Source organism: Pseudomonas abietaniphila, from assembly GCF_900100795.1.
Classification (GTDB): Bacteria; Pseudomonadota; Gammaproteobacteria; order Pseudomonadales; family Pseudomonadaceae; genus Aquipseudomonas; species Aquipseudomonas abietaniphila.
The window spans coordinates 245996-266145 of the sequence record NZ_FNCO01000001.1; the positions used below are offsets into that span (position 1 = coordinate 245996).

At 59.8% G+C, this 20150-nt stretch carries 19 protein-coding genes; 10 read left to right on the forward strand and 9 right to left on the reverse strand.

Features of this window, described 5'->3' with window-relative positions; all coding sequences use genetic code 11:
• Nucleotides 1-68: 68 nt before the first annotated feature.
• Nucleotides 69-986 carry a LysR substrate-binding domain-containing protein gene (locus tag BLS87_RS00945; protein ID WP_074749530.1) on the reverse strand — a complete coding sequence of 306 codons (918 nt, stop codon included), beginning with the start codon at nt 984-986 and terminating at the stop codon, nt 69-71.
• A 206-nt stretch (nt 987-1192) separates the two neighbouring features.
• Here BLS87_RS00945 and BLS87_RS00950 point away from each other — a divergent pair, with 206 nt between their 5' ends.
• The 4 genes from BLS87_RS00950 to BLS87_RS00965 all read left to right on the forward strand — a co-directional run bounded on the left by BLS87_RS00950 (nt 1193) and on the right by BLS87_RS00965 (nt 5213).
• Nucleotides 1193-1942: an SDR family NAD(P)-dependent oxidoreductase gene (locus BLS87_RS00950; protein WP_074749531.1), complete on the forward strand. Its 750-nt coding sequence runs from the start codon at nt 1193-1195 to the stop codon at nt 1940-1942.
• Between the two features lie 97 nt (nt 1943-2039).
• The gene (locus tag BLS87_RS00955; RefSeq protein WP_074749532.1) at nt 2040-3341 is read left to right on the forward strand and encodes an MFS transporter; all 1302 of its coding nucleotides are present in this window, start codon (nt 2040-2042) and stop codon (nt 3339-3341) included.
• 19 nt (nt 3342-3360) lie between these two features.
• Complete coding sequence (locus tag BLS87_RS00960) at nt 3361-4209, forward strand: transketolase (protein WP_074749533.1); 849 nt, start codon at nt 3361-3363, stop codon at nt 4207-4209.
• On the forward strand, nt 4206-5213 hold the full coding sequence (locus BLS87_RS00965) for a transketolase family protein (protein WP_074749534.1): 1008 nt from the start codon (nt 4206-4208) through the stop codon (nt 5211-5213). The genes BLS87_RS00960 and BLS87_RS00965 overlap by 4 nt, the downstream gene beginning before the upstream one ends.
• Here BLS87_RS00965 and BLS87_RS34090 read toward each other — a convergent pair.
• Both BLS87_RS34090 and BLS87_RS00970 read right to left on the reverse strand, forming a co-directional pair.
• A complete protein-coding gene (locus BLS87_RS34090; protein ID WP_167362022.1) occupies nt 5210-5386 on the reverse strand; it encodes a hypothetical protein in 177 nt (58 codons plus the stop codon). The genes BLS87_RS00965 and BLS87_RS34090 overlap by 4 nt on opposite strands.
• A 121-nt stretch (nt 5387-5507) precedes the next feature.
• On the reverse strand, nt 5508-6395 hold the full coding sequence (locus BLS87_RS00970; protein WP_074749535.1) for an ATP-binding protein: 888 nt from the start codon (nt 6393-6395) through the stop codon (nt 5508-5510).
• A 611-nt stretch (nt 6396-7006) separates the two neighbouring features.
• On the opposite strand from BLS87_RS00970, the gene BLS87_RS00975 reads away from it, so the two are divergent.
• The 3 genes from BLS87_RS00975 to BLS87_RS00985 all read left to right on the forward strand — a co-directional run bounded on the left by BLS87_RS00975 (nt 7007) and on the right by BLS87_RS00985 (nt 10932).
• On the forward strand, nt 7007-7405 hold the full coding sequence (locus BLS87_RS00975; RefSeq protein WP_074749536.1) for a hypothetical protein: 399 nt from the start codon (nt 7007-7009) through the stop codon (nt 7403-7405).
• 34 nt (nt 7406-7439) lie between these two features.
• Nucleotides 7440-7862, forward strand: a complete 423-nt coding sequence (locus BLS87_RS00980; protein WP_074749537.1) for an Ohr family peroxiredoxin — start codon at nt 7440-7442, stop codon at nt 7860-7862.
• A 151-nt stretch (nt 7863-8013) separates the two neighbouring features.
• Nucleotides 8014-10932: an ATP-binding protein gene (locus BLS87_RS00985; protein ID WP_074749538.1), complete on the forward strand. Its 2919-nt coding sequence runs from the start codon at nt 8014-8016 to the stop codon at nt 10930-10932.
• Here the strand turns inward: BLS87_RS00985 and BLS87_RS00990 are convergent.
• The 5 genes from BLS87_RS00990 to BLS87_RS01015 all read right to left on the reverse strand — a co-directional run bounded on the left by BLS87_RS00990 (nt 10929) and on the right by BLS87_RS01015 (nt 16669).
• Complete coding sequence (locus BLS87_RS00990; RefSeq protein WP_074749539.1) at nt 10929-11594, reverse strand: response regulator transcription factor; 666 nt, start codon at nt 11592-11594, stop codon at nt 10929-10931. The two genes, BLS87_RS00985 and BLS87_RS00990, sit on opposite strands and share 4 nt — an antisense overlap.
• A 33-nt stretch (nt 11595-11627) precedes the next feature.
• The gene (locus BLS87_RS00995) at nt 11628-11999 is read right to left on the reverse strand and encodes a response regulator (RefSeq protein ID WP_074749540.1); all 372 of its coding nucleotides are present in this window, start codon (nt 11997-11999) and stop codon (nt 11628-11630) included.
• Nucleotides 11996-14845 (reverse strand): PAS domain-containing protein, encoded by a 2850-nt coding sequence (locus BLS87_RS01000; RefSeq protein ID WP_083370564.1) that lies wholly within the window; start codon nt 14843-14845, stop codon nt 11996-11998. The genes BLS87_RS00995 and BLS87_RS01000 overlap by 4 nt, the downstream gene beginning before the upstream one ends.
• A gap of 209 nt (nt 14846-15054) precedes the next feature.
• Nucleotides 15055-15312: a DUF2790 domain-containing protein gene (locus tag BLS87_RS01010; RefSeq protein ID WP_074749541.1), complete on the reverse strand. Its 258-nt coding sequence runs from the start codon at nt 15310-15312 to the stop codon at nt 15055-15057.
• A gap of 187 nt (nt 15313-15499) precedes the next feature.
• Nucleotides 15500-16669, reverse strand: a complete 1170-nt coding sequence (locus tag BLS87_RS01015) for an MFS transporter (RefSeq protein ID WP_244165785.1) — start codon at nt 16667-16669, stop codon at nt 15500-15502.
• Here BLS87_RS01015 and BLS87_RS34530 point away from each other — a divergent pair.
• Together BLS87_RS34530 and BLS87_RS01020 are read left to right on the forward strand one after the other, a co-directional pair.
• The gene (locus tag BLS87_RS34530; protein ID WP_244165794.1) at nt 16577-16825 is read left to right on the forward strand and encodes a hypothetical protein; all 249 of its coding nucleotides are present in this window, start codon (nt 16577-16579) and stop codon (nt 16823-16825) included. The two genes, BLS87_RS01015 and BLS87_RS34530, sit on opposite strands and share 93 nt — an antisense overlap.
• Before the next feature lie 45 nt (nt 16826-16870).
• The gene (locus tag BLS87_RS01020; protein ID WP_074749543.1) at nt 16871-17689 is read left to right on the forward strand and encodes an AraC family transcriptional regulator; all 819 of its coding nucleotides are present in this window, start codon (nt 16871-16873) and stop codon (nt 17687-17689) included.
• An 83-nt stretch (nt 17690-17772) separates the two neighbouring features.
• Here the strand turns inward: BLS87_RS01020 and BLS87_RS01025 are convergent, their stop codons facing one another.
• Nucleotides 17773-18690: a LysR family transcriptional regulator gene (locus BLS87_RS01025; RefSeq protein ID WP_074749544.1), complete on the reverse strand. Its 918-nt coding sequence runs from the start codon at nt 18688-18690 to the stop codon at nt 17773-17775.
• On the opposite strand from BLS87_RS01025, the gene BLS87_RS01030 reads away from it, so the two are divergent.
• Nucleotides 18689-20137, forward strand: coding sequence for an MFS transporter (locus tag BLS87_RS01030; RefSeq protein ID WP_341845427.1), 1449 nt, complete (start codon nt 18689-18691; stop codon nt 20135-20137). The two genes, BLS87_RS01025 and BLS87_RS01030, sit on opposite strands and share 2 nt — an antisense overlap.
• The last annotated feature ends 13 nt before the right edge of the window (nt 20138-20150 follow it).

Here is a 20150-nt window from a genome sequence, read left to right on the forward strand (position 1 = left end):
CATACCCCCGGTGTAGAAAAACAGCGCGTCAGTGTCGTGATGAACCGGCGGCCGATTGCCGCAACAGATCAAAAAACGAAGCCGTGCCCCAGTTCGCTCTCCATCCACTCCAGAAACCGCCTGACACGCGGAAAGCTGGAGTGGGCCTTCGGGAATACCAGGTGATGCGCGGCCACCGGAGCACTCAACGATTCGGGTGATACCTCCACCAGTTCTCCGGACGCCAGGTACTTCTGCGCCAGCAGCGAGCTCTCAAGTGCGAAGCCCAGCCCATGGCTTGCCGCTTCGAGGGTCATGTAGGAGCGATCGAAGCTCAGCGCATAGGGATTCTCCGGGCGTGCCAGGCCGTGTTGGGCAAACCAGGCGGGCCACTTCAACAATGTCGCTTCCGACAGGATCAACTCACAGTCCAGCAAATCCGCTGCGGCGCTGATCGGTCTGCGGGCGAGTAATTTGGGCGCGGCCAGCACCGCGAAGTGTTCGTTACGCACGGTGCGCACTTCATAGCTGGGCCAGTTCGGCACGCCATGACGAATGTCCACGTCGATCTTGTCCCGGCTGAAGTGCAGGGATTCGTATGAACACGAAAGGTTGATCTGGATATCGGGATGGCTCACACGAAATGCCTCCAGCCTAGGCATCAGCCACAGCAGCCCGAAACTGGGCGAAGAATGCAGGCGCAGGCAATCGAGACTGACGTCGCTGGAGGCTCGCTCGGTCGCAATGGCCAGGCTGTGTAGTAGCCCGGAAATCTCCTTCAGGTATTGCTCACCCACCGGCGTCAGCGTCACGCCGCGGGCGTTGCGGACGAACAATTGGCGCCCGATCATCGCTTCAAGATTGGCCAGTTGATGGCTCACGGCCGAGGGCGTGAGGTCCAGCGCTTCGGCCGCTCTGGCGACGTTGCCGAAGCGTGCCGTCTGTTCGAAGGCCTGAATTGCTCTCAAGGGTGGGAGCGGTGGTGAGGCTTCGCCGCCAGTGGACATGGGTGAGGACTCCTTTGTTCTTCTTGTGATTCGGCGCTTTCTATTCAAGCACTCCTGCGACTGTCCTGACGAGGGCTGAATTTTTTTCAGCATCCAATGACTTTTGCGTTATTGCTCGCCCTGACCTCGAGGACCAAGCTGACCCCATCGATTCCCAGGGATCGAAGCCACCCAAAATCTCATAAAAACAATCAGAGGTTTCGCTCATGCTTCTTCAGGGCAAAGTTGCAATCATCACGGGTGCAGCATCTGCACGTGGTATCGGCCGGGCCACTGCGGCCACCTTCGCACAGCACGGGGCAAAGGTCGTCATTCTCGACCTCGATGCAGCCGCCGCACGAGACGCCGCAGCGTCGCTGGGCGAAGGTCATCTCGGACTCGCTGCCAACGTCGCCGACGAGGCACAGGTCAACAAGGCCGTCGCCCAGGTCATCGAGCACTTCGGCCGTATCGACGTGTTGATCAACAATGCCGGTATCACCCAACCCCTCAAGACCCTCGACATCCGCCACGCGGACTACGACAAAGTGCTCGATGTCAGTCTGCGCGGCACGTTGTTGATGTCCCAGGCGGTCATTCCGCTGATGCGCAAGCAGTCTTCGGGCAGCATCGTGTGCATGTCCTCGGTGTCCGCGCAGCGTGGCGGCGGTATCTTCGGCGGTCCTCACTACAGCGCCGCAAAAGCCGGTGTGCTGGGCCTGGCCAAGGCGATGGCTCGCGAACTCGGTCCTGACAACGTACGCGTCAACTCCATCGCCCCCGGCTTGATCCACACCGATATCACCGGTGGGCTGATGCAGGATGAGCGCCGCCACGCGATCATCGACGGCATTCCGCTGGGCCGTCTGGGTGAGGCGCAGGACGTGGCCAATGCGGCGCTGTTTCTGGCCAGTGACCTGTCCTCTTACCTGACAGGCATTACGCTGGATGTTAACGGCGGCATGCTGATTCACTGATAACAAGTGGCCGGGCGATCCGCCCGTACTGTTCTGGATCGATGATTCGCCGGGCTATGCGGCCTGGCGGTCTATAAAAACAAGAGATCAGATCATCATGATTACCACCATGACGCTCGACGCGGCATCGGCCGTGCGCTCGAATGCTTATCGCAAAACCGCCTGGCGCCTGATGCCATTCCTCATGCTGTGCTACCTCTGCGCGTATCTGGATCGGGTCAACGTCGGTTTCGCCAAGCTGCAGATGATGAATGACCTGTCGCTCAGCGAGACCGTCTACGGGCTCGGCGCCGGCATGTTCTTTCTCGGTTATTTCCTCTGCGAAGTCCCCAGCAACCTGATCCTGCACAAAGTCGGCGCTCGTCGCTGGATCGCACGCATCATGATCTCGTGGGGGATCATCTCGGCACTCTTCGCCTTCGTGGAAACGGCCTGGCAGTTTTACGCGTTGCGCTTCCTGCTGGGCATTGCCGAAGCGGGCCTGGCCCCCGGCTTGCTGCTGTACCTGACGTACTGGTTCCCGTCTTACCGTCGGGCAAAGATGACGGTGCTCTGGTTCGTGGCCATCCCGTTGTCGGGCATGATCGGCGGCCCGTTGTCCGGCTGGATCATGAACCACTTCGCGGGCATGCACGGCTGGTCCGGCTGGCAGTGGATGTTCGTGATCGAGGCCATTCCCACGGTCATCGTCGGGCTGCTGGTGCTGACCTACCTGAAAGATGGCGTGCATCAGGCCACCTGGCTCACCGACGACGAAAAGGAGCTGGTGAACAAGGAACTGGCAGAAGACAACAGCCGCAAAGTGACCCATGCATCGCCGCGGGAATTCATTCGTGATCGCCGTCTCTGGTTGTTGGCCTGCATCTACTTCTGCGTAGTCATGGGCCAGTACGCAATCACGTTCTGGCTGCCAACGCTGATCCGTAACGCCGGTGTCTCCGACCCGCTGCACATCGGCCTGGTGACCAGCCTGCCGTACCTGTGCGCCATCGTCGCGATGCTGTTGATGGGCCGCAGTGGAGACAAACACCGCGAGCGCCGCTGGCACTTGGTTGCCCCCATGATCGCTGGCGCCATCGGCCTTACGCTGGCGGCGTTAATGGGCGGCAACCTGGTGTTCTCTGTGCTGAGTCTGTGTCTGGCGGCAGCGGGCGTGCTGTCTGCGTCTTCACTCTTCTGGATGTTACCCACCACGCTATTGGGCGGGGTATCAGCGGCAGCCGGCATCGCGGGCATCAACAGCTTCGCCAACCTTGCGGGTTTCTGCTCGCCCTATCTGATCGGCTGGATTACGACCACGACCGGATCGAGCGCCATCGGTATGTACCTCATCACCGCTGTGCTGTTTATCGGCGCAGTTCTGGTGCTGCGTATTCCGGCCGCGTCGGTCAATCGTTGAGTCAATGGAGACTTCTCAAATGACAGTTCATGCATCACACACCCGTCTCGCGTCACTGACCGAGCGCGCTTACAACATTCGTCGTCACGCACTGCGCATGGGGCAGGTTCAGGGCCAGGGCTATGTCGGGCAAGCGTTGGGCGCCGCCGATCTGCTGGCCGTGTCGTACTTCCACGCGCTGCGCTATCAGCCGGACAATCCCGAGTGGGAAGGGCGTGACCGCTTTTACCTTTCCATCGGCCACTATGCGATTGCCTTGTACGCCGCGCTGATCGAGGCGGGCGTCATTCCGCTGGATGAGTTGGAAACCTACGGTTCGGACGACAGCCGTCTGCCGATGTCGGGCATGGCGGCTTACACCCCCGGCATGGAAATCACCGGCGGGTCGCTCGGGCACGGCCTGGGGATCGCAGTCGGCGCCTGCCTGGGTCTCAAGCGCAAACAGTCCGACGCGTTCGTTTATAACCTGCTTTCCGACGGTGAGCTGAACGAGGGCTCCACCTGGGAAGCTGCCATGTCGGCCTCGCACTGGAAGCTCGACAACCTGATCGCGATCATCGACGTGAACAACCAACAGGCGGACGGACATTCCAGCGAGGTGTTGGCGTTCGAGCCCATCGTCGATCGTTGGCAGGCATTTGGCTGGTTCACTCAACGGGTGGACGGCAACGACCTGCACGCGCTGGTCGACGCATTCGACGCCGCGCGCAACCACACCGGCAGCCAACCTCGCGTGATCATCTGCGACACCAAAATGGGCAAAGGGGTGGATTTCCTCGAGACCCGTGAAAAGACTCATTTCATCCGCGTCGATGAAAACGAGTGGGATCTGGCATTGCAAAACCTTCAGGTCGGGAGCGACAAATGAGCACGGTAAACACCCCTCAAAGCGGTAAAAAACGCCTGACAACCTCGGCCATGATTGCCTCGATTGCCTCGGAAGGTCAGGCCACCCGGTCCGCGCCTTTCGGCCACGCGCTGGCGGCGCTGGCAGAGCAACGCCACGACATCGTCGGTCTGTCCGCCGACCTGTCGAAATACACGGACCTGCACATCTTCGCCAAGGCGCACCCGGACCGTTTCTACCAAATGGGCATGGCCGAGCAACTGCTGATGAGCGCCGCCGCAGGCATGGCGCGTGAGGGCTTCACGCCGTTCGCCACGACCTACGCGGTATTCGCTTCACGTCGTGCCTACGACTTCATCTGCATGGCGATTGCCGAGGAAAACCTCAACGTGAAGATCGTCTGCGGTTTGCCCGGACTCACCACCGGTTACGGCCCCAGTCACCAGGCCACCGATGATCTGGCGATCTTCCGTGCCATGCCCAATCTGATGATCGTCGACCCCTGCGATGCGCAGGAGATCGAGCAGGCCGTGCCGGCCATCGCCGCTCACCAAGGCCCTGTTTATATGCGTTTGCTGCGAGGGAATGTACCGGTCGTGCTGGATGAGTACGGTTACACGTTTGAAATCGGCAAAGCGAAGACCCTGCGCACGGGCAACGATGTTCTGATCATTTCTACCGGCCTGATGACCATGCGCGCCCTTGAGGCGGCCGAGAAGCTGAAAGCCGATGGTGTCGACGTGGCGGTGCTGCACGTGCCCACGGTCAAACCCCTGGATGAACAAACCATTCTGGCTGAAGCGCGTAAATCCGGACGGCTGGTGGTGACGGCCGAGAACGCATCGATCATCGGTGGTTTGGGCGAGGCGGTGGCGGGGCTGCTGATGCGAAATGGCGTGACACCGACCTTCCGCCAGATAGCACTGCCGGATGCGTTCCTGGACGCGGGCGCGCTGCCGACCCTGCATGACCGTTACGGTATCTCAACCGACGCGGTGAGTGCCCGGATAAAAGCGTGGCTCTAACGAACGCCCTGCCATAAAAAACCGCCCTGGATGGGCGGTTTTTGAATCTGTGCTGAGTAGTCGTCCTTGTACAGTTGCAGCAAGCGCGCCTGGAGGCTTGTCACGTCGTTCGCCGATTGCTCCAGGTTCTGGCGGTACTCCGTCCAGTCAGCCTGCAGCAGGCTGAAGCTCACGCGTTGTCTGAGGTCATCGATCCCCTTAGCGAACAATGCTGACGGGGGCAGAGTGCTCGACGGGGGGGCGGGTGTCATCTTGGCGACCACTCGGCGCCGGACACAGCTGGGGTGCCCGGGGTCAGTGAGCAAGCGACTTCAATGTCACTTGGACGCACAGGCCGCCACCGGCGCGCGCCGACAGTTTCAACTGTCCGCCCAGAACGCACGCGAGTTGATTGGCGATCGCCAGGCCTAGCCCCGAGCCTTTGGTCCCGTTTTGACGATCAGACGGGATTCTGTAAAAGGGCTGCAGTACTCGCTCAAGTTCCGATTCGGGTATGCCGGGGCCTCGATCCAGAATGCAGATCAGGATGACGCCAGGGACCTGTGAGTCGGCCTCCAGCTGCGCGCCCCCGCCATACTTAATGGCGTTGTCGATCAGGTTGACCAGAAGCCGACGAAGTACATAGGGCTGGGTGTGAAGCACGTGTTTGCCGACGATCCGGTGCTGAATCGGTTTGCCCATGTCCTCGTAATCGAACACCAGCGTTTCAAGAAACGCATTCAAGTCGACTCGATGGTTGTTTTCGCTGGACGCTTGGGCGCTACAGGCATAAGACACACCCTCGGTAATCAAGTGCTCGATCTCGCCCAGGTCATGGCAAAGTTTTTCTTTTTCGCAGGACTCATCCATGAACTCTGTGCGCAAGCGCATGCGCGTAATAGGGGTTTGCAGGTCATGGGAGATGGTGGCCAGAATCAGTAAATGCTCCTTCAGATGGATGGCTACCCGATCCTGCATCGCGTTCAATGCAGCGGCTGCGTTGGCTATTTCCAGAGGACCCGTTTCATCGAGTCTGATAAGGCGGTTTTGTGGATCGAGGTATTCGATTTCCCGCGACAGCTTGATCAAGGGTCTGATCGACGCTCTGACCGCGAGCCAGGCACACCCGCAGATCAGCAGGACCTGAAGAAATTCGACCGCCGAGGCGCAAGGAGACGAAACGTCTTTGATTGCAGAAAGCATCTGTGTCAGGAGCAGGCTGACAACGAAGATCGCAAAAAGTCGAAAGGATAACGTGTGAGTCCACTTGGGAGAGTGGTCACGAATATTATTAAGGACGGAAGGCATCGTACTTTCTCCACTGCTGGACGAGACAATTAGCGGGGGATTACCCGGTCGTCGAGATCAGTCACCAATCAATAAAACCATTGAGCGAGCCCACCAGCCATTACACGTTGGTGCCATCCGGGTGTGAATGGACTCTGGCGGCCCGAGCAGCGGGGGCGCTGAGCCTGCTCACGTAAAGAGACAGTTCATGAGCGCAGCATCGGCATGTTTACGTGTGGTGGAACGTGCTGCCCGGTCGCACATTGCGATTCTGAGTCGATCCGGTATTGACACTCACGCGTGTTCCGCCAACCCGATACGGTGCGGGCTTAGTGGTTCCGAGCGCTTGGTTAAGGTGTGTTAAGCCGTTCAACTAACACACGCTAACAGCGAATAACTGGCACCAGGCCAACGGGCCACTCATCCTACAGTCTCGAAACAGCGGTCTGGACACACGAACCTGCAGCGGCTGCCAGACAGCAGCGTTGTCATTGACAGGTGAATCGAAGACTTGGAAGGGATTGATCATGAACGATGGCAACCGCAATAGCGGCCTCTGTGGCATTGACTGGCTCAGCAACGAAGAGCTTGGACGATTGATTGCTAATGTCGTGGTGCAGGAAAAGGGGGCGTCGCAACAATTGTTTGCGGCCGTTGCCCCTTTGCTCATGGCGTTTTATGAAGGTCAGGTACAGGCCGGCCGGGCCAGGCACGAACACCTTGAGACCCTTGTTCAGGAGGCGTTCATGGTCGTTCACCAACGCAGCGCCAGCTTCGATTGCGCGCTATCGACACGTGCCTGGCTGATCGATATTGCTCGCTGCAAGCTAGTCGACTACCTGCAGTCGATTGGTGATGAAGCCTTGGTGGCGGTGTCCGCCGCAGTACCCTTCGCCAGCGAACACGTAAGATCGAAAGCGCTATGAACATGCTTGCGATGAAGTCGATTCAGAGAACGCCATGATCAATATTGAGAAAATTCTGTACTCAAGTCGGACCCGAACGACGGGAGGGCGCGAAGGCTCGGGGAACAGCCTTGATGGCCGACTCGACGTGTTGCTCTCACCGCCGGGTACGCCAGGACATGGCACCAATCCCGAACAGTTGCTTGGAGTGGGCTGGTCGGCTTCGCTCATCAGCTCGCTTCGTCATGCGTGCAATGCTCGCAAGGTTACGTTTCCCGCTGACACTGCGGTCGAGGCGCAAATCGATTTGGGGCATGGGGAAAGGGGATTTTTCCTGAGGGCTCATCTGTCGATCGCTTTGCCCGGAGTCGACGAGGCGCTTGTCCATGAACTGGTCGAGGCTGCCACCCATACCTGTCCCTTCTCCAAAGCGATGCGCGAAAACATCGATGTCAACATCGTTGGCGCCATTGAGTAACCCTGCGTTGGCTTCCGGTCTGACGGATTGCGTGGTCTGCCTGAGGGGCGCTGCCGTGCTTGAACGATCATGCAAAACACTTATCATGCAGGAACCCGCGCGCAGGGCTTTTCACTGCGAGACACCGCCACCCTTCAAGAGAACGATCCTTGTGGAGCCCTCCTCAGGCGAGCTGCTCGAATCACTCAGTACTCAGTATGCGTTTGGGCCGTTCTGCGTGGTTCCGGCCAAGCGGCTGATCGCAAAGAATGGCATCCCCATCAAGATAGGCGGGCGCGCGCTGGATCTGCTGATTGCGCTGCTGGAAAACCCTGGTCGGGTGTTGTCCAAACGCGAGCTGATTCGCCGTGTCTGGCCCGACATCGTCGTTGAAGAAGGGAGTCTGCGGTTTCACATGAACGCACTTCGTCGCATTCTCGCCGACGGTGAGGGCGGAGCGCGTTACATCGCCACCCAGGTAGGCGTCGGCTATGCATTCGTCACACCGATAGAGAAAACTCACCCAGAGCCTGCTGCGACCCCTGGCGACAACTCGCCGGCGTCGGCAGGTGTGGAAGCGGTCGGCTATGTCAGTAGTGTGGGAAGCCTGCCGCCCAGAGCGAAGCTGATAGGGCGAGAGGCCGATGTGAGGCTGATTGCCGATCATTTGCAGCAACCCAAACTTTTCACCGTCGTGGGGCCCGGAGGGGTGGGCAAGACCAGTCTCGTGGTGGATGTCGCGCACCAGATTGCCAGCCATGACTATGAGCGTGTTCGTTTCGTGGACCTGGCTCAGGTGGAGGATGCGGCGCTGGTGCCTTCCGCACTCGCGGGGTCGCTCGACATTCCTGTTCAGGCCGAAGACCCGCTGTTCGTGTTACTGGCGCACTTGCGTGGACGCAGACTGCTATTGGTCATCGACAATTGCGAACATGTGATCGATGCCGTCTGCGAGGTTGTCGAGCAGATCAGGGATGCCGCACCGGGAGTCGGGCTCCTGGCGACCAGCCGTGAACCGTTGCGTGCCAAGGGCGAGTACGTGCACTGGTTGAACCCGCTGGATTTTCCTTCCGAACCACACCATTTTGCCAGCGACGAGCTCCTGGCGTTCCCGGCGCTGAGGTTGTTTGTGGAACGGGCCACTTCGAGCAACACAACGCTGGCGCTTGGAGAGGGTGACGCCCTGTTGATTGCGGACATGTGCAAGCGGCTGGAAGGCATGGCGTTACCGATTGAGCTCGCAGCGGTGCGTGTCGCCAGCCACGGGGTGAAGCCGACGCATACGTCGCTGGGCGAGCGTTTCTCGCTCGGGTGGTCGGGGCGACGTACGGCACTGCCCCGGCATCAGACGCTGCGCGCCATGTTCGATTGGAGCTATGACATCCTCAGTCCTGCCGAGCGCCTGGCGTTTGCGCGTCTCTCGATTTTTGTCGGGCCTTTTTCCCAGGAAGCGGCTGCTCAGGTCATTGCTGACCGGCAGATCGATTCGATCGCTGCGGCGGCGATCCTTGACGACCTGGCTTCCAAGGGGCTGGTCACTGTGGACCATTCGGATTCGATGTCGGCGTATCGTCTGCTTGAAATGACGCGGGCCTACACCCGCGAAAAGCTCACCCTGTATGGCGACAGCGAGGTGAATGCGCTGGCCTTCAGGCATGCGGCGTTTTATCTGAATCTGCTTGGCAAACTGGGTGGCTCGCCAGAAGAAATTTTCACGGGTTCCGCACGCCTGGCGAGCCAGTTGGGCAATATTCGAAGCGCGCTTGAGTGGAGTTTCGGCCCTCATGGCGATCCCGGGTTGGCGCTGCCGCTGGCTGCCGCGAGCACTCACCTTTTTCTGCATTTTTCGTTACTGGTGGAGTGCCGCACCTGGTGTGCGCGTGCGACCGAGTTGCTCTCATTGGGCTATTTCGGCACCCCGGCCGAGCTGGAGCTTCAGGCTGCACTGGGGCTCGTGCTGATGTTCACCCAAGGCAACACCGAGGCTGCGGAAAAGGCGTTGCTTCGGGCGCTGGATATTGCGGTCTCGCTGAACGACCGTTGGTCGCAGCTGAGGTTGCTCGGGCGGTTGCAGATCTTTTACGAACGCATCGGCGATTTTGCATCCTCATTGGCCTGGGCTGAGCACGCTGTCCAGGTGGGCGCGTTGATCGGCGATCCTGAGGCGACCGCCATCGCCGCTTCGCTTGCGGGCATCTCCCATCATTTGCTGGGTAACCAGACCCTTGCGCGGCAAGAGCTGGAAAACTCTCTGCGCCACAGTTTGCCGTCCAGGCGTAGCAACACAATCCACTATGGGTTTGATCATCGAAATCGTACAGGGCTGGCGTTGGCGCGCACGCTCTGGCTGCAGGGCCACCCGGATCAGGCGCAGGCCTGGGCGGCACAAGTGGAAGCTGAAGCCGCGGAGCTCGAGCACGCCGTCACGTTTTGTATAGCGGTGATCTGGACGTCTTGCGTCTATATCTGGAACGGCGATCTGGAGAAAGCCACGGCCAGCCTGGACACCTTTAGCCGAATATCGCAGGCGAATGCGTTCAGACCTTATCTGTCGGCGGCGAAGGGGCTGCGGGCCGCCGTTGCCATTCGCTCCAAAACGGCGGGAAATGCTGTCTCGGTGCTGGAGGAAAGCCTTCATCAGCTGCACGGCATGCGTTATGAGCTGCTGACCACCTCGTTCGAAATTGCCTTGGCGGAAGGACTGATCATGGAGGGCCAGCATGAAAAGGCCGCCTCGCTCCTCGCCCGGACCATTGACCACTGCCACCAGAGCGGAGACGCCTTCGCGCTGCCTGAATTGTTGAGAATCCAGGCCGGTGTGGTTCAGGCACTTGAGCCAGACAATGAGGGTCTGGCGGAGGAGATTCTGACTGAGTCGCTCCAGTTGAGTCGCCAGCAGGGCGCCCGTGCTTGGGAGCTGCGCACTTCGATGGACCTTGCACGGTTGTGGCTGGACCAGGGCCGCAGGACGCAGGCCTCGGAGCTGCTCCGGGCTTGCCGGTCATGGGTAACGGAAGGGTTCGGTACGCTGGACGTTCGTGAGCTGCACGCGATCGAGCAACGCATTCAACGTGCACAATCGCTTGACTAGGCCACCGGGAGCGAAAGCGTCGCTGCCGTTTTGACCAGATCAGCCAGTGAACGCACTTTCATCTTGCGCATGACTTTGCCACGGTGGGCCTTCACCGTGATTTCGCTGATGTTGAGATCAGCCGCTATCACTTTGTTCATCCTTCCCGCCACCACCATCGTCATGACCTCCTGCTCGCGAGGTGTGAGGGTCGCGTACAAGATGCGCAAGGCCTGCACATGTCGGTCGTGCTCCAGGGCGGCACGGCTGGTCTCAAGCGCGTCGGTGATGGCGCAGAGCAGGACGTCGTCATCGAACGGTTTGGTCAGAAACTCGACGGCGCCGGCTTTCATGGCGCGCACCGTTGCCGGAATGTCTCCGTAGCCGGTGATGAAGATGATGGGCATGCACGAACCGTCGTGGGCGATCAAGGACTGTAAGTCCAGGCCGCTGAGATCGGGGAGATTCATATCCAGCACCAGACAGCTGGGCACTGACGGCCGCGGATGATCGAGAAAGGCCTGGGCGGACTCGAAGAGGCGTGGTTCCCATTGGGCGACACGGATCAGCAATTCGAGGGATTCGCGCACGGAAATGTCGTCGTCCACGACGAAGACGATGGGTGTGACGACGGTTGTTGTCCCGGCGCTTCGATCGCGCGCGGGTAGGGTGGTCAGGTTCAAGATGCGGTCTCCTCATGGATTCGTTTGCGGCGCTCAGGCCACCGGCAGTGCCGCGCTCAGGGCCTTGAGCAATTGAGCTTCACTGAACGGTTTCATCAGGCAGTCCACGGCACCATGGCTCATTAAACGTGGCCGCTCGCTGAGATCCCCATGAGCGGTGATGAAAATGATCGGGATGCAAAAGCCTCGAACTTTCAACTCTTGCTGCAGTTGCGGTCCGGACATGCCAGGCATGGCAATGTCGAGAATCAGGCAGCGCGTCTGATCAACATGGGCTGACGCCAGGAAGGCCTGTGCGGAGGAGAAGGCCTGAACGGCGAATCCGAACTCTTTGAGCAGGTCCGGCAGCGATTCACGCACCGACTCGTCGTCATCCACGACAGATACGAGTAATGGCATGTTCATTTCAAATCCCTCTCGGCGTGACGCTCATCATCGTTCAGGTCTTGCGAGGCAAGGGGTTCGTCGCACGCGGGGGAAGAACGGTCGAGGCCCTGCGGGATGGAAAACTGGAACGTGGCACCGGGGCCCTCGTTCACCGATGCCCAGAGTCGTCCGTCATGCCGCTCGATGATTGACCGGCTGATGGATAATCCGATGCCCATGCCGGTATTTTTGGTGGTGTAGAACGCATTGAAAAGCCGCTCCGAATCCTGCAGATCAAAACCGCTGCCGTTGTCCCTGACCGCAAGGTTCACGTCGTGGTTTTCATTGACCCGCGTGGTGATTAGCATGCGCCGTGAGCGGCTGCTGACTTTGTTCATAGACTCGGCCGCATTCAAGATGAGGTTCAGGATCACTTGCTGGAGTTGGACCCGGTCACCTTGAACCGTCGGGAGCGCGTCGGCGAAGTCGGGCTGGATCATGACGCCATTGCGTTGCATCTCGCCCAGGATCATCGCAATGACCTCACGTGCGGCTTCGTTCAGGTCAACGTCTTCGATGCTGATGCTCTTTTTTGCGTACAGCGCACGCAGGCGCTTGATGACATCCGCCGCCCGGTTCCCGTCACGAATGGTGCGGCGTGCCGTTTCCCGAGCCCCCTCGATGTTGGGTGGTTCCGCCCCTAGCATGCGCAGACAGGTGCTGGCATTGGTGATGATGCCCGCCAGCGGTTGATTGACCTCGTGCGCAATCGACGCGGTGACGGCGCCCAGGCTTGCAACGCGGGCAAGGTGCGACAGCTCCGAGCGCACCTTGCTCAAGGTCTCTTCCGACACCCTGCGTTGTGTCACGTCCTGAACGGCCGCAATGTATTCAAGCTCGCCCCTTGCGTCCGGGATGAGGTGGGCGACGAGGTGGACGAACTTCACTTTACCGCCAGGCATCAGCAGGCGAGGTTCGTGCTCGAAGTCTCTTCCAGGGGCTCGCGCAAGCCTTAACGCCTCTTTGAAGGTCGACACGTCGTCCGGGTGGATTCGCTGGTATAGAAGGTCGAGCGTAGGCCTGACGCTCGTGTCCACCTCAAGAATGCGGTACATCTCCTCTGAACAGATGATGTCGTCGGCCCCCAATCGCCAAGAGAATGTTCCCGTAGCACTCAAGCGCTGTGCCTTGGCCAGGAACGCCTCGCTTTGCATCAGTGCCGCGTCCGCCCGCGCACGTTCAATGGCAATGCTCGCCAGGTGCGTGAATTGAGCGATGAGGTTGTTCTGTTCGGGTGAAGGTGTTGCAGGGGCCCTTGGATAGAAAGCGAGTACGCCGGTTACGTCCAATCCGGTGGAGGTGATGGGCAGCGCCCAGATTGCCCGCACCCCCTGCTCGAGGGCAACCGCTCGCCAGCGTTCCCAACGGCTCTCTTCAGTCAGATCGCTCACGATGACGGGGGCATTGAGTACGGCCGCCGCCATCGTCGGGCAGGTGTCCACACCCGCGCCGCTGTTGTCGCCCAACTGGATCAGACCGGAGGGCGCATTTGGCGACGCACAGGTCTGCAACCGAAGGCCCGCGTCGGTCGACAAGTGCGACCGTTTCTGGTCCACCACCGCCACGCAGCACCCGCAGTCGTCCACCATTACCTCGACCAATTCGCATAACTTTCCCAGAATGGCACTCAGCGGCGAGCCTGCGGCCATCATGCCGAACAGCAGTTTTTCTCCCGCCAGAAGCCTTTCGGTCTGCTTACGGTCTTCAATATCGGTGTTCTCGCCGAACCAGCTCGCCACGGCGCCGGACTCATCGCGTTGCGGCACGGTACGGATCAGGAACCAGCGATAGGCACCGTCGAAGCGGCGAAGGCGTGCTTCGAACTCCCCTGCATGACCCAACGCAAGCAGCTTCACCCAATACTCTTCCAGTGCCTGAGCATCGTCCGGGTGAACGGTGGCGGTCCATCCAGATCCCCGCGATTGATCGGCGGTCATCCCCGTATAATCACACCATCGTTGATTAACAAAGCTGACGCTGCCATCGGGCGCCGCACTCCACACGAACCCCGGCACCGCGTCGATCAGGTTGCGCATCCGGTCTTCGGAGGCACTGACCTCGCGCAGGGCTTTGACGATCAAGGCCTTGTCCCGTTTACGTTCGTCAACGTCGACCTGCAGCACGCACCAGCGAACGATGCGGTCCTGCTGGTCGCGAATCGGCAGGCCGCGCACATGAAACCAGTGATAAACGCCGTCGAATCGGCGGATCCTGAGCTCGATGTCGTAGGGCTCACCCGTATGGATCGAGTGAGTCCAGGCCGCCGTCACGGCAGCCAGATCCTGACTGTGAATCGTGCCGCTGGTTGACCAGTTTTTCAGCGCGTCGAACGGCAACCCGATGTAGTCGTTGATCTGCCGATTGACCTGCTCAAGTTCGCCATCGGGTGTCATGAACGCCACCATCGCGGGGATACTGTCGATGATCGAGGTGACGTCCATCTTGTCGGACTGCTGCTGGCTGGATTGCGCTGGAAGGGTGTCGATGTCGATGAACAGGCCGCACCATTTCGCAAGCTGGCCATCTTCGTTGCACATCGCATTGGCCCGAAGCAGAAAACGGCGATAGAGACCATCGCGTCGCAGGAGGCGAATGACAATGTCATCGGCGTGGCCACGACGGGTGGCTGATGCCCAGTATGCGAGCATGTGCGACCGGTCTGCGGGATGTATGACAGACAGCCAGCCCATTGCTGCTGACTGCTCGAGGCTCAGGCCGGAGTAGGCGCGCCAGCAATGATTGACGTAGCCGAAGGCGCCATCGGGCGACGCGGTGAATGCGATACCCGGTAGCGTATCGACAACGCGGTCGAAGTCATTCGGCATGCCCGTTCTCACCTTAGCAGTCACTATCCGGGAAGGATGCGCCATCCTTTGGGCGCCCGCCCATCATACTTTGGTGTCGCCAGTGTCCTCTGTGGCAGGGCAGCAGGACGGCCAGGTCGTCCAGTCATCGACCCGCCCGTGCGGCCGATTGAGTCAATGACGCGTCACGCCGAACCTGACGCGCCTGACGCGCCTGACGCACCTCGCACTCAACCGTTCTGGTTATGACAATTGTCCGCAGGCTTCAAGTAGTCGAGCATCCGGGTCTGACCTTTGGCGTCCAGGTACGTGATATGGGTCGTCACCAAACCGCAGGTGGCTGACGGCTCCTGGCTCGACGACAGCACGTGCTGAATGTCCGGCGCAGAGGCGAGGCCTGCAAAGGAGGAGGCCTCGGCCCGAGCGGCGAAGGTGCAAACGTTCAAGGCGGCGAACAGGCAAGCGGCGAGCGTCAGTTTCGATTTCATTTCTGTGTCCTCATGGTCGTCGGTCAGTAAACGTGCTGAGCTGAGGCGCCTGTGCGTCGCCCCGATGGAAGCCATTGAACGACGCCGAGGTATCTCGAATGTGTCGCGCAGCGGGCCTCGGCGCATCGTTTCGTGTAGGAAGGCAATCGGTACACAGAGCGATACAAATGGCTGCCGCTCTAAACGCCTACCTCATCAACTTGCGTTCGATCGTTGCCGCCAGGCGGGAAGTCCTGGCGGGTTTGAGCATCGGTGCGAAGCAGACCATCAGGACCGTGACTGCAAAGAGCATTTCATACGACAGCGTGTAGCTTGCGGTGTGGTCCCGCAGTGCGCCGAAGCTGAGGGGGCCGAGTGCCGCGATCAGGTACCCGATGAACAGCATAAAGACGGTCCAGGCGCTGGCTTGCTCGGGTGTTGCGACGTTATCCAATGGCAGCGTCATGGCTACGGTGAAGCCCATGCCCAGTCCTATTGCAGCGAGAACCACGTAAAGGGTGGGCGCCAGTCCTGGAGCGAGCCACAGACCGCCCATTCCCAGTGCTGCGAGCAAAGATGAAGCCCCTAGCATCAGACGACGATCGTGTGCGTTGCCTGGCATCATTCCCGCCCCGACACTGGCTATCGCGAACACGGCCGTGAACACGCCGAGTAGAACGCCGGAGGGTAGTTGGCTGATTGCCGTCTCGGATGACGCGGGGGCTAGCCAGGCAAATAGGGCGTACACCACGAACTGACCGGCGCCGAAGTTGAGTGCGACCAGCCACGCTTGCGGATCGGCCCACGGCAAGGGGACGGCGGGTTTGATGTGCGTTTTCGCACCCTGAGCCCCGGTGACGAAGTACCGGCTCATCCAGACCCAGCTGATCACGGCGGTCACGCACAGAATGCTCCAGACGCCTGCGCTGAATCTCCAGCTCTGGGTCAGCTCGGCGATCGGCGCTGCGAAAACCGCACCCAAGGTGGCACCCAGACTCAGGCCTGCCGCGTAAATACCCATGAAAAAGGCTGCGCGATGGGGGAAGTGTGACTTGATCCAGCCACCGATCAGTGCTCCTGCCACGGCAATCCCTACGCTGATAAGGAATGTGCTTCCCAGCAGGAAGAGGGGGCTTGGCGAAAGCGCCCGCAGCAGGGTAGAGGCGCCAAGCAGGGTCAGGGCGACTACGACGCAGCGGTCGGTACCAAAGCGTTGTATCAACTTGGGGGCTCCCAGGGCGAAAATGCTCATGCACACGTCAGGGATCGAGGTCAGGAGTGCTGCTTGGGTAAAGTTGAGATGAAAGTGCTGCTGGATCAAAAGCAGGATGGGGCCTATCGATACGATGGCAGGGCGCAACGCGATCGAAAGAACCAAGAGACCGACGACGGCTGTGATCGAATGTCTGCTGCTGATGGGGGGGTGAGACGCTTTCATGAAAGGCCCTCAGTGAGTGATTGGAACGAGGGTGATGGTAGAAATGATCGAGACACGACAAATGCCAATAATCATCGCGAAAGTGACAACCTGTGATGGAGCAAGCGGTGTGCGGCCGCTTGATGGCAGGGAGATAGCCTGATGGAAAGAGAGGTTCGGACTGCCGCCGTTTGTGTTACGCAAACGGGTCGCAGCGAGGATTACCTGGACTATCGGGATGTCACTCGGCCAATGACGGTTCTGGTGCGCAATCAACAAACCGGGGCCTTCAACGCGCCGCACACCCACCGGCATGGGCAAGTGCTCTACGCGTGCGCCGGGGTGATGCGCGTTTCGGCACAGAACGGGCTCTGGTATCTCCCGCCCAGGCGAGCCTTGTGGATTCCCGCCGGGGTGGTGCACGATCAATTGATGTTGAGTCCCGTCAAGTTGCGTTCGGTGTATATCGATCCGCAGGCCTGCGGTGTATTCGGGCCCATGTGCAAGGTGGTGGAGGTGTCGGTGATGCTGCGTGAGCTGATCCTGGCGCTTGCCGACCAGCCGGTTGAATACCCGCAGAACAGCCGGAACGCGCATATCGTTGCGCTTATTCTCAGTGAGCTCGAGCGGTCTCGTAGCCTGCCGGTGCAGATACCGTGGCCGGTGGATCGTCGCCTGGCAGTCGTCTGCGAGGCCATCCTGGCAAGGCCTGAAAACGCGCAGTCTGTGGAGTATTGGGCCGATAAAGTGGGGGCCAGTTCGCGAACGTTAATCCGGTTGTTCCTCAAGGAAACCGGGCTCACGTTTCGTCACTGGGTGCAGCAGGTACGTCTGGCCACCGCACTGGATCGGCTGGAACAGGGCCAGTCAGTAGGCGTGATCGCTCGCGACCTGGGCTATACCAGCGCCAGCGCGTTCAGTGCGATGTTTCGTCGGGTCATGGGTGAGTCGCCCCGAGAGTTTCTGATGCCCGGACGTTGAGTGATGGGACCCTTCACGCGGGCTGCCTCGGCGGTCATCGGAACGGCCGGATCTTCCCGCGTCCGGTCGCCTGATAACGACGGCTAACGATCCCGTGCGAAGAGCGGCATGCGCTCGGTAATCCAGTTCAGGCACTCTTCGGCAGCAGCGGACAACGGGCGCCGGGCTTTTACCAACAGGCGTGCGTGAGCGCTCTGGAAAAAACTGTGGTTGATGGGAAGCGCGACGAGTTCGTCTCCTGTGATACTCAAAGAGTCCGCAAATCCACCCAGTAACGTGATGCCGTTGCCCCGGCTTACAAAACGTCGCAGCCCTTCCAGCGAGTTGGTGACCAAGGTGGGGTGCAGTTGCAGGTTTTCCGAGAAAGCGACCCAGCGCACGGCTTGGCCGAGGCCATATTCCGGGGGCATGAGAGCGAGCGGGTAGTCGAGCAGCTCCCTGACCTCCACCGCAGTGCCGCGCAACGCCAGAGGATGACGTGCATGCACCAGCAGTTCCACCGGCTGCGAAGCGCTGCGCCGGTATTCGATTTCGGGGTGAGGGGAGGGGTTGTAGGCCAGTCCGATGTGGGCTTTGTTCTGCGCAACTTCGGTGAGCACCTCGTCCACCGGCAGAATGTCCATCATTATCCTGAGCCCGGGATAGGTCGTACAAAAATCGGTGAGCACTGACTCCATAAGCCCGTCCACATAGCCCTGACTCAAAACGATGCGGATCTCACCGGTTTGCAAGCCCATCAGTGCATTCAGTTGGTCTTCCAGACGCTCCTGCTCAGACTGACAGCCGCGCCAGAAGTCCAGAAGGTAGTGGGCAGCCGCAGTGGGCTGCACACCCCGGGCCTGACGCTCGAACAACAGCGCGCCCACCTCGCTTTCCAGCAGTTTGATCTGCCGGGTAATGACCGAAGGCGCTGTGTTCAGATTGTCTGCAGCGCCCCGGATCGATCCGCTTTTGAGCACCTCGTAGAAGTAGCGTATTCGACGCTGGTTGAGTTCGCGCATGTTCACCTCCGTTGCTCGAATGGCAACGATAGCAGCAATAAGTTGCTCTTGCTGCATCGGCCTCTGCGACGGACGATTGGGCCATCGAGCAGGCGATCACCTTGCGCCTGGCTTACCCACACGAGGTCTGGCCATGTCAGTCGAATCGAACAACAACAATAATCCAGATGCACTGTCCCGCCTGTATCGCAAGATCAGTTGGAGGCTGTTGCCGTTTCTGCTCCTCTGTTACGTCTTCGCGTATCTGGATCGCGTCAACATCGGCTTCGCCAAATTGCAGATGCAGGCGGATCTGGGATTCAACGACAAGGTGTACGGTATCGCCGCCGGTATGTTTTTCGTGGGCTATGTGCTGTTTGAAGTCCCCAGCAATCTGATGCTTCCAAAAGTCGGCGTGCGCCGCACCGTGGGCCGGATCATGGTGTTGTGGGGGCTGACGTCGACGAGCATGCTGTTCGTCCAGAGCCAAACCACCTTTTATGTATTGCGCTTCATCCTCGGCGTGTTCGAAGCTGGCTTCGCTCCTGCGATGATTTTCTACATGACCTATTGGTATGCGCAGAAACGCATGGCCAGTGTGATGTCGATCATCTGGTTGGCGGCGCCCCTGGCTGGCATTTTTGCAGCGCCCGTTTCCACCTGGATCATGGACGCCTTCGCCGGTCACGGTGGGTTGGCGGGGTGGCAGTGGATGTTCCTGTTGGAGGGGCTGCCCTGTGCGGCACTCGGCGTTGTTGCCTGGTTCTATCTGACCGATCGACCGGCAGATGCGGATTGGTTAAGCGCAGATGAAAAGCGATTACTGGCGGCGCAAGTCAACGTGGAAAAGGCCCCCCACCACTCGTTCAAGGCCGTCATGCGTGATCCAAAAATCTACCTGCTTGCGGCAGCCTATTTCTGTCTTTTGAACGGCATCTACACGACCAGCTTCTGGTTACCGACGTTGCTACGAGACGCGGGAATTGCCGACATCAAACAAATCGGACTGTACACGGCCATTCCTTACGTCGCGGCGGTGGTCGCAATGATTGTTTTCAGCCGCAGCTCCGATCGACACGGGGAGCGACGGCTGCACAGTGCCATCCCCGCGTTGATCGCCGCTGTGGCATTGGCATGCAGTACGCAAATCATCGGCAATCTTTTCTGGACGATGGTGAGCCTGATCGTTGCAACTTCCATGAGCTGGGTGGCCTATACCGTGTTTTGGGCCATGCCTGGCCAATTCCTCAAAGGCGATAGCGCGGCAGGCGGAATCGCCTTGATCAACAGCATCGGCCAGACCGGCGGCTTTTTCAGCCCGATTATCATCGGATGGGCGAAAACGGCGACCGGGACCACCAGCAGCGGCCTGTTGTTGATGTCGTCGCTGCTGGTCGTCGGAGCGCTGTTATTGCTGGCCAGTCGTGCGCCGGAGCAATCAATCGCAAGCGCGTTGCCTGTGCAGTGAGCGGTCATCGCAG

Excerpts from the sequence above, each read along its gene's own strand:
- BLS87_RS01030 (WP_341845427.1), top strand. The coding sequence starts at position 18,689 with ATGTTCACCTCCGTTGCTCGAATGGCAACGATAGCAGCAATAAGTTGC.
- BLS87_RS01020 (WP_074749543.1), top strand. The coding sequence starts at position 16,871 with ATGGAAAGAGAGGTTCGGACTGCCGCCGTTTGTGTTACGCAAACGGGT.
- BLS87_RS00965 (WP_074749534.1), top strand. The coding sequence starts at position 4,206 with ATGAGCACGGTAAACACCCCTCAAAGCGGTAAAAAACGCCTGACAACC.
- BLS87_RS01000 (WP_083370564.1), bottom strand. The coding sequence starts at position 14,845 with ATGCCGAATGACTTCGACCGCGTTGTCGATACGCTACCGGGTATCGCA.
- BLS87_RS00945 (WP_074749530.1), bottom strand. The coding sequence starts at position 986 with ATGTCCACTGGCGGCGAAGCCTCACCACCGCTCCCACCCTTGAGAGCA.
- BLS87_RS01010 (WP_074749541.1), bottom strand. The coding sequence starts at position 15,312 with ATGAAATCGAAACTGACGCTCGCCGCTTGCCTGTTCGCCGCCTTGAAC.
- BLS87_RS00955 (WP_074749532.1), top strand. The coding sequence starts at position 2,040 with ATGATTACCACCATGACGCTCGACGCGGCATCGGCCGTGCGCTCGAAT.
- BLS87_RS00995 (WP_074749540.1), bottom strand. The coding sequence starts at position 11,999 with ATGAACATGCCATTACTCGTATCTGTCGTGGATGACGACGAGTCGGTG.
- BLS87_RS00970 (WP_074749535.1), bottom strand. The coding sequence starts at position 6,395 with ATGCTTTCTGCAATCAAAGACGTTTCGTCTCCTTGCGCCTCGGCGGTC.
- BLS87_RS00975 (WP_074749536.1), top strand. The coding sequence starts at position 7,007 with ATGAACGATGGCAACCGCAATAGCGGCCTCTGTGGCATTGACTGGCTC.
- BLS87_RS00960 (WP_074749533.1), top strand. The coding sequence starts at position 3,361 with ATGACAGTTCATGCATCACACACCCGTCTCGCGTCACTGACCGAGCGC.
- BLS87_RS00950 (WP_074749531.1), top strand. The coding sequence starts at position 1,193 with ATGCTTCTTCAGGGCAAAGTTGCAATCATCACGGGTGCAGCATCTGCA.
- BLS87_RS00980 (WP_074749537.1), top strand. The coding sequence starts at position 7,440 with ATGATCAATATTGAGAAAATTCTGTACTCAAGTCGGACCCGAACGACG.
- BLS87_RS01025 (WP_074749544.1), bottom strand. The coding sequence starts at position 18,690 with ATGCGCGAACTCAACCAGCGTCGAATACGCTACTTCTACGAGGTGCTC.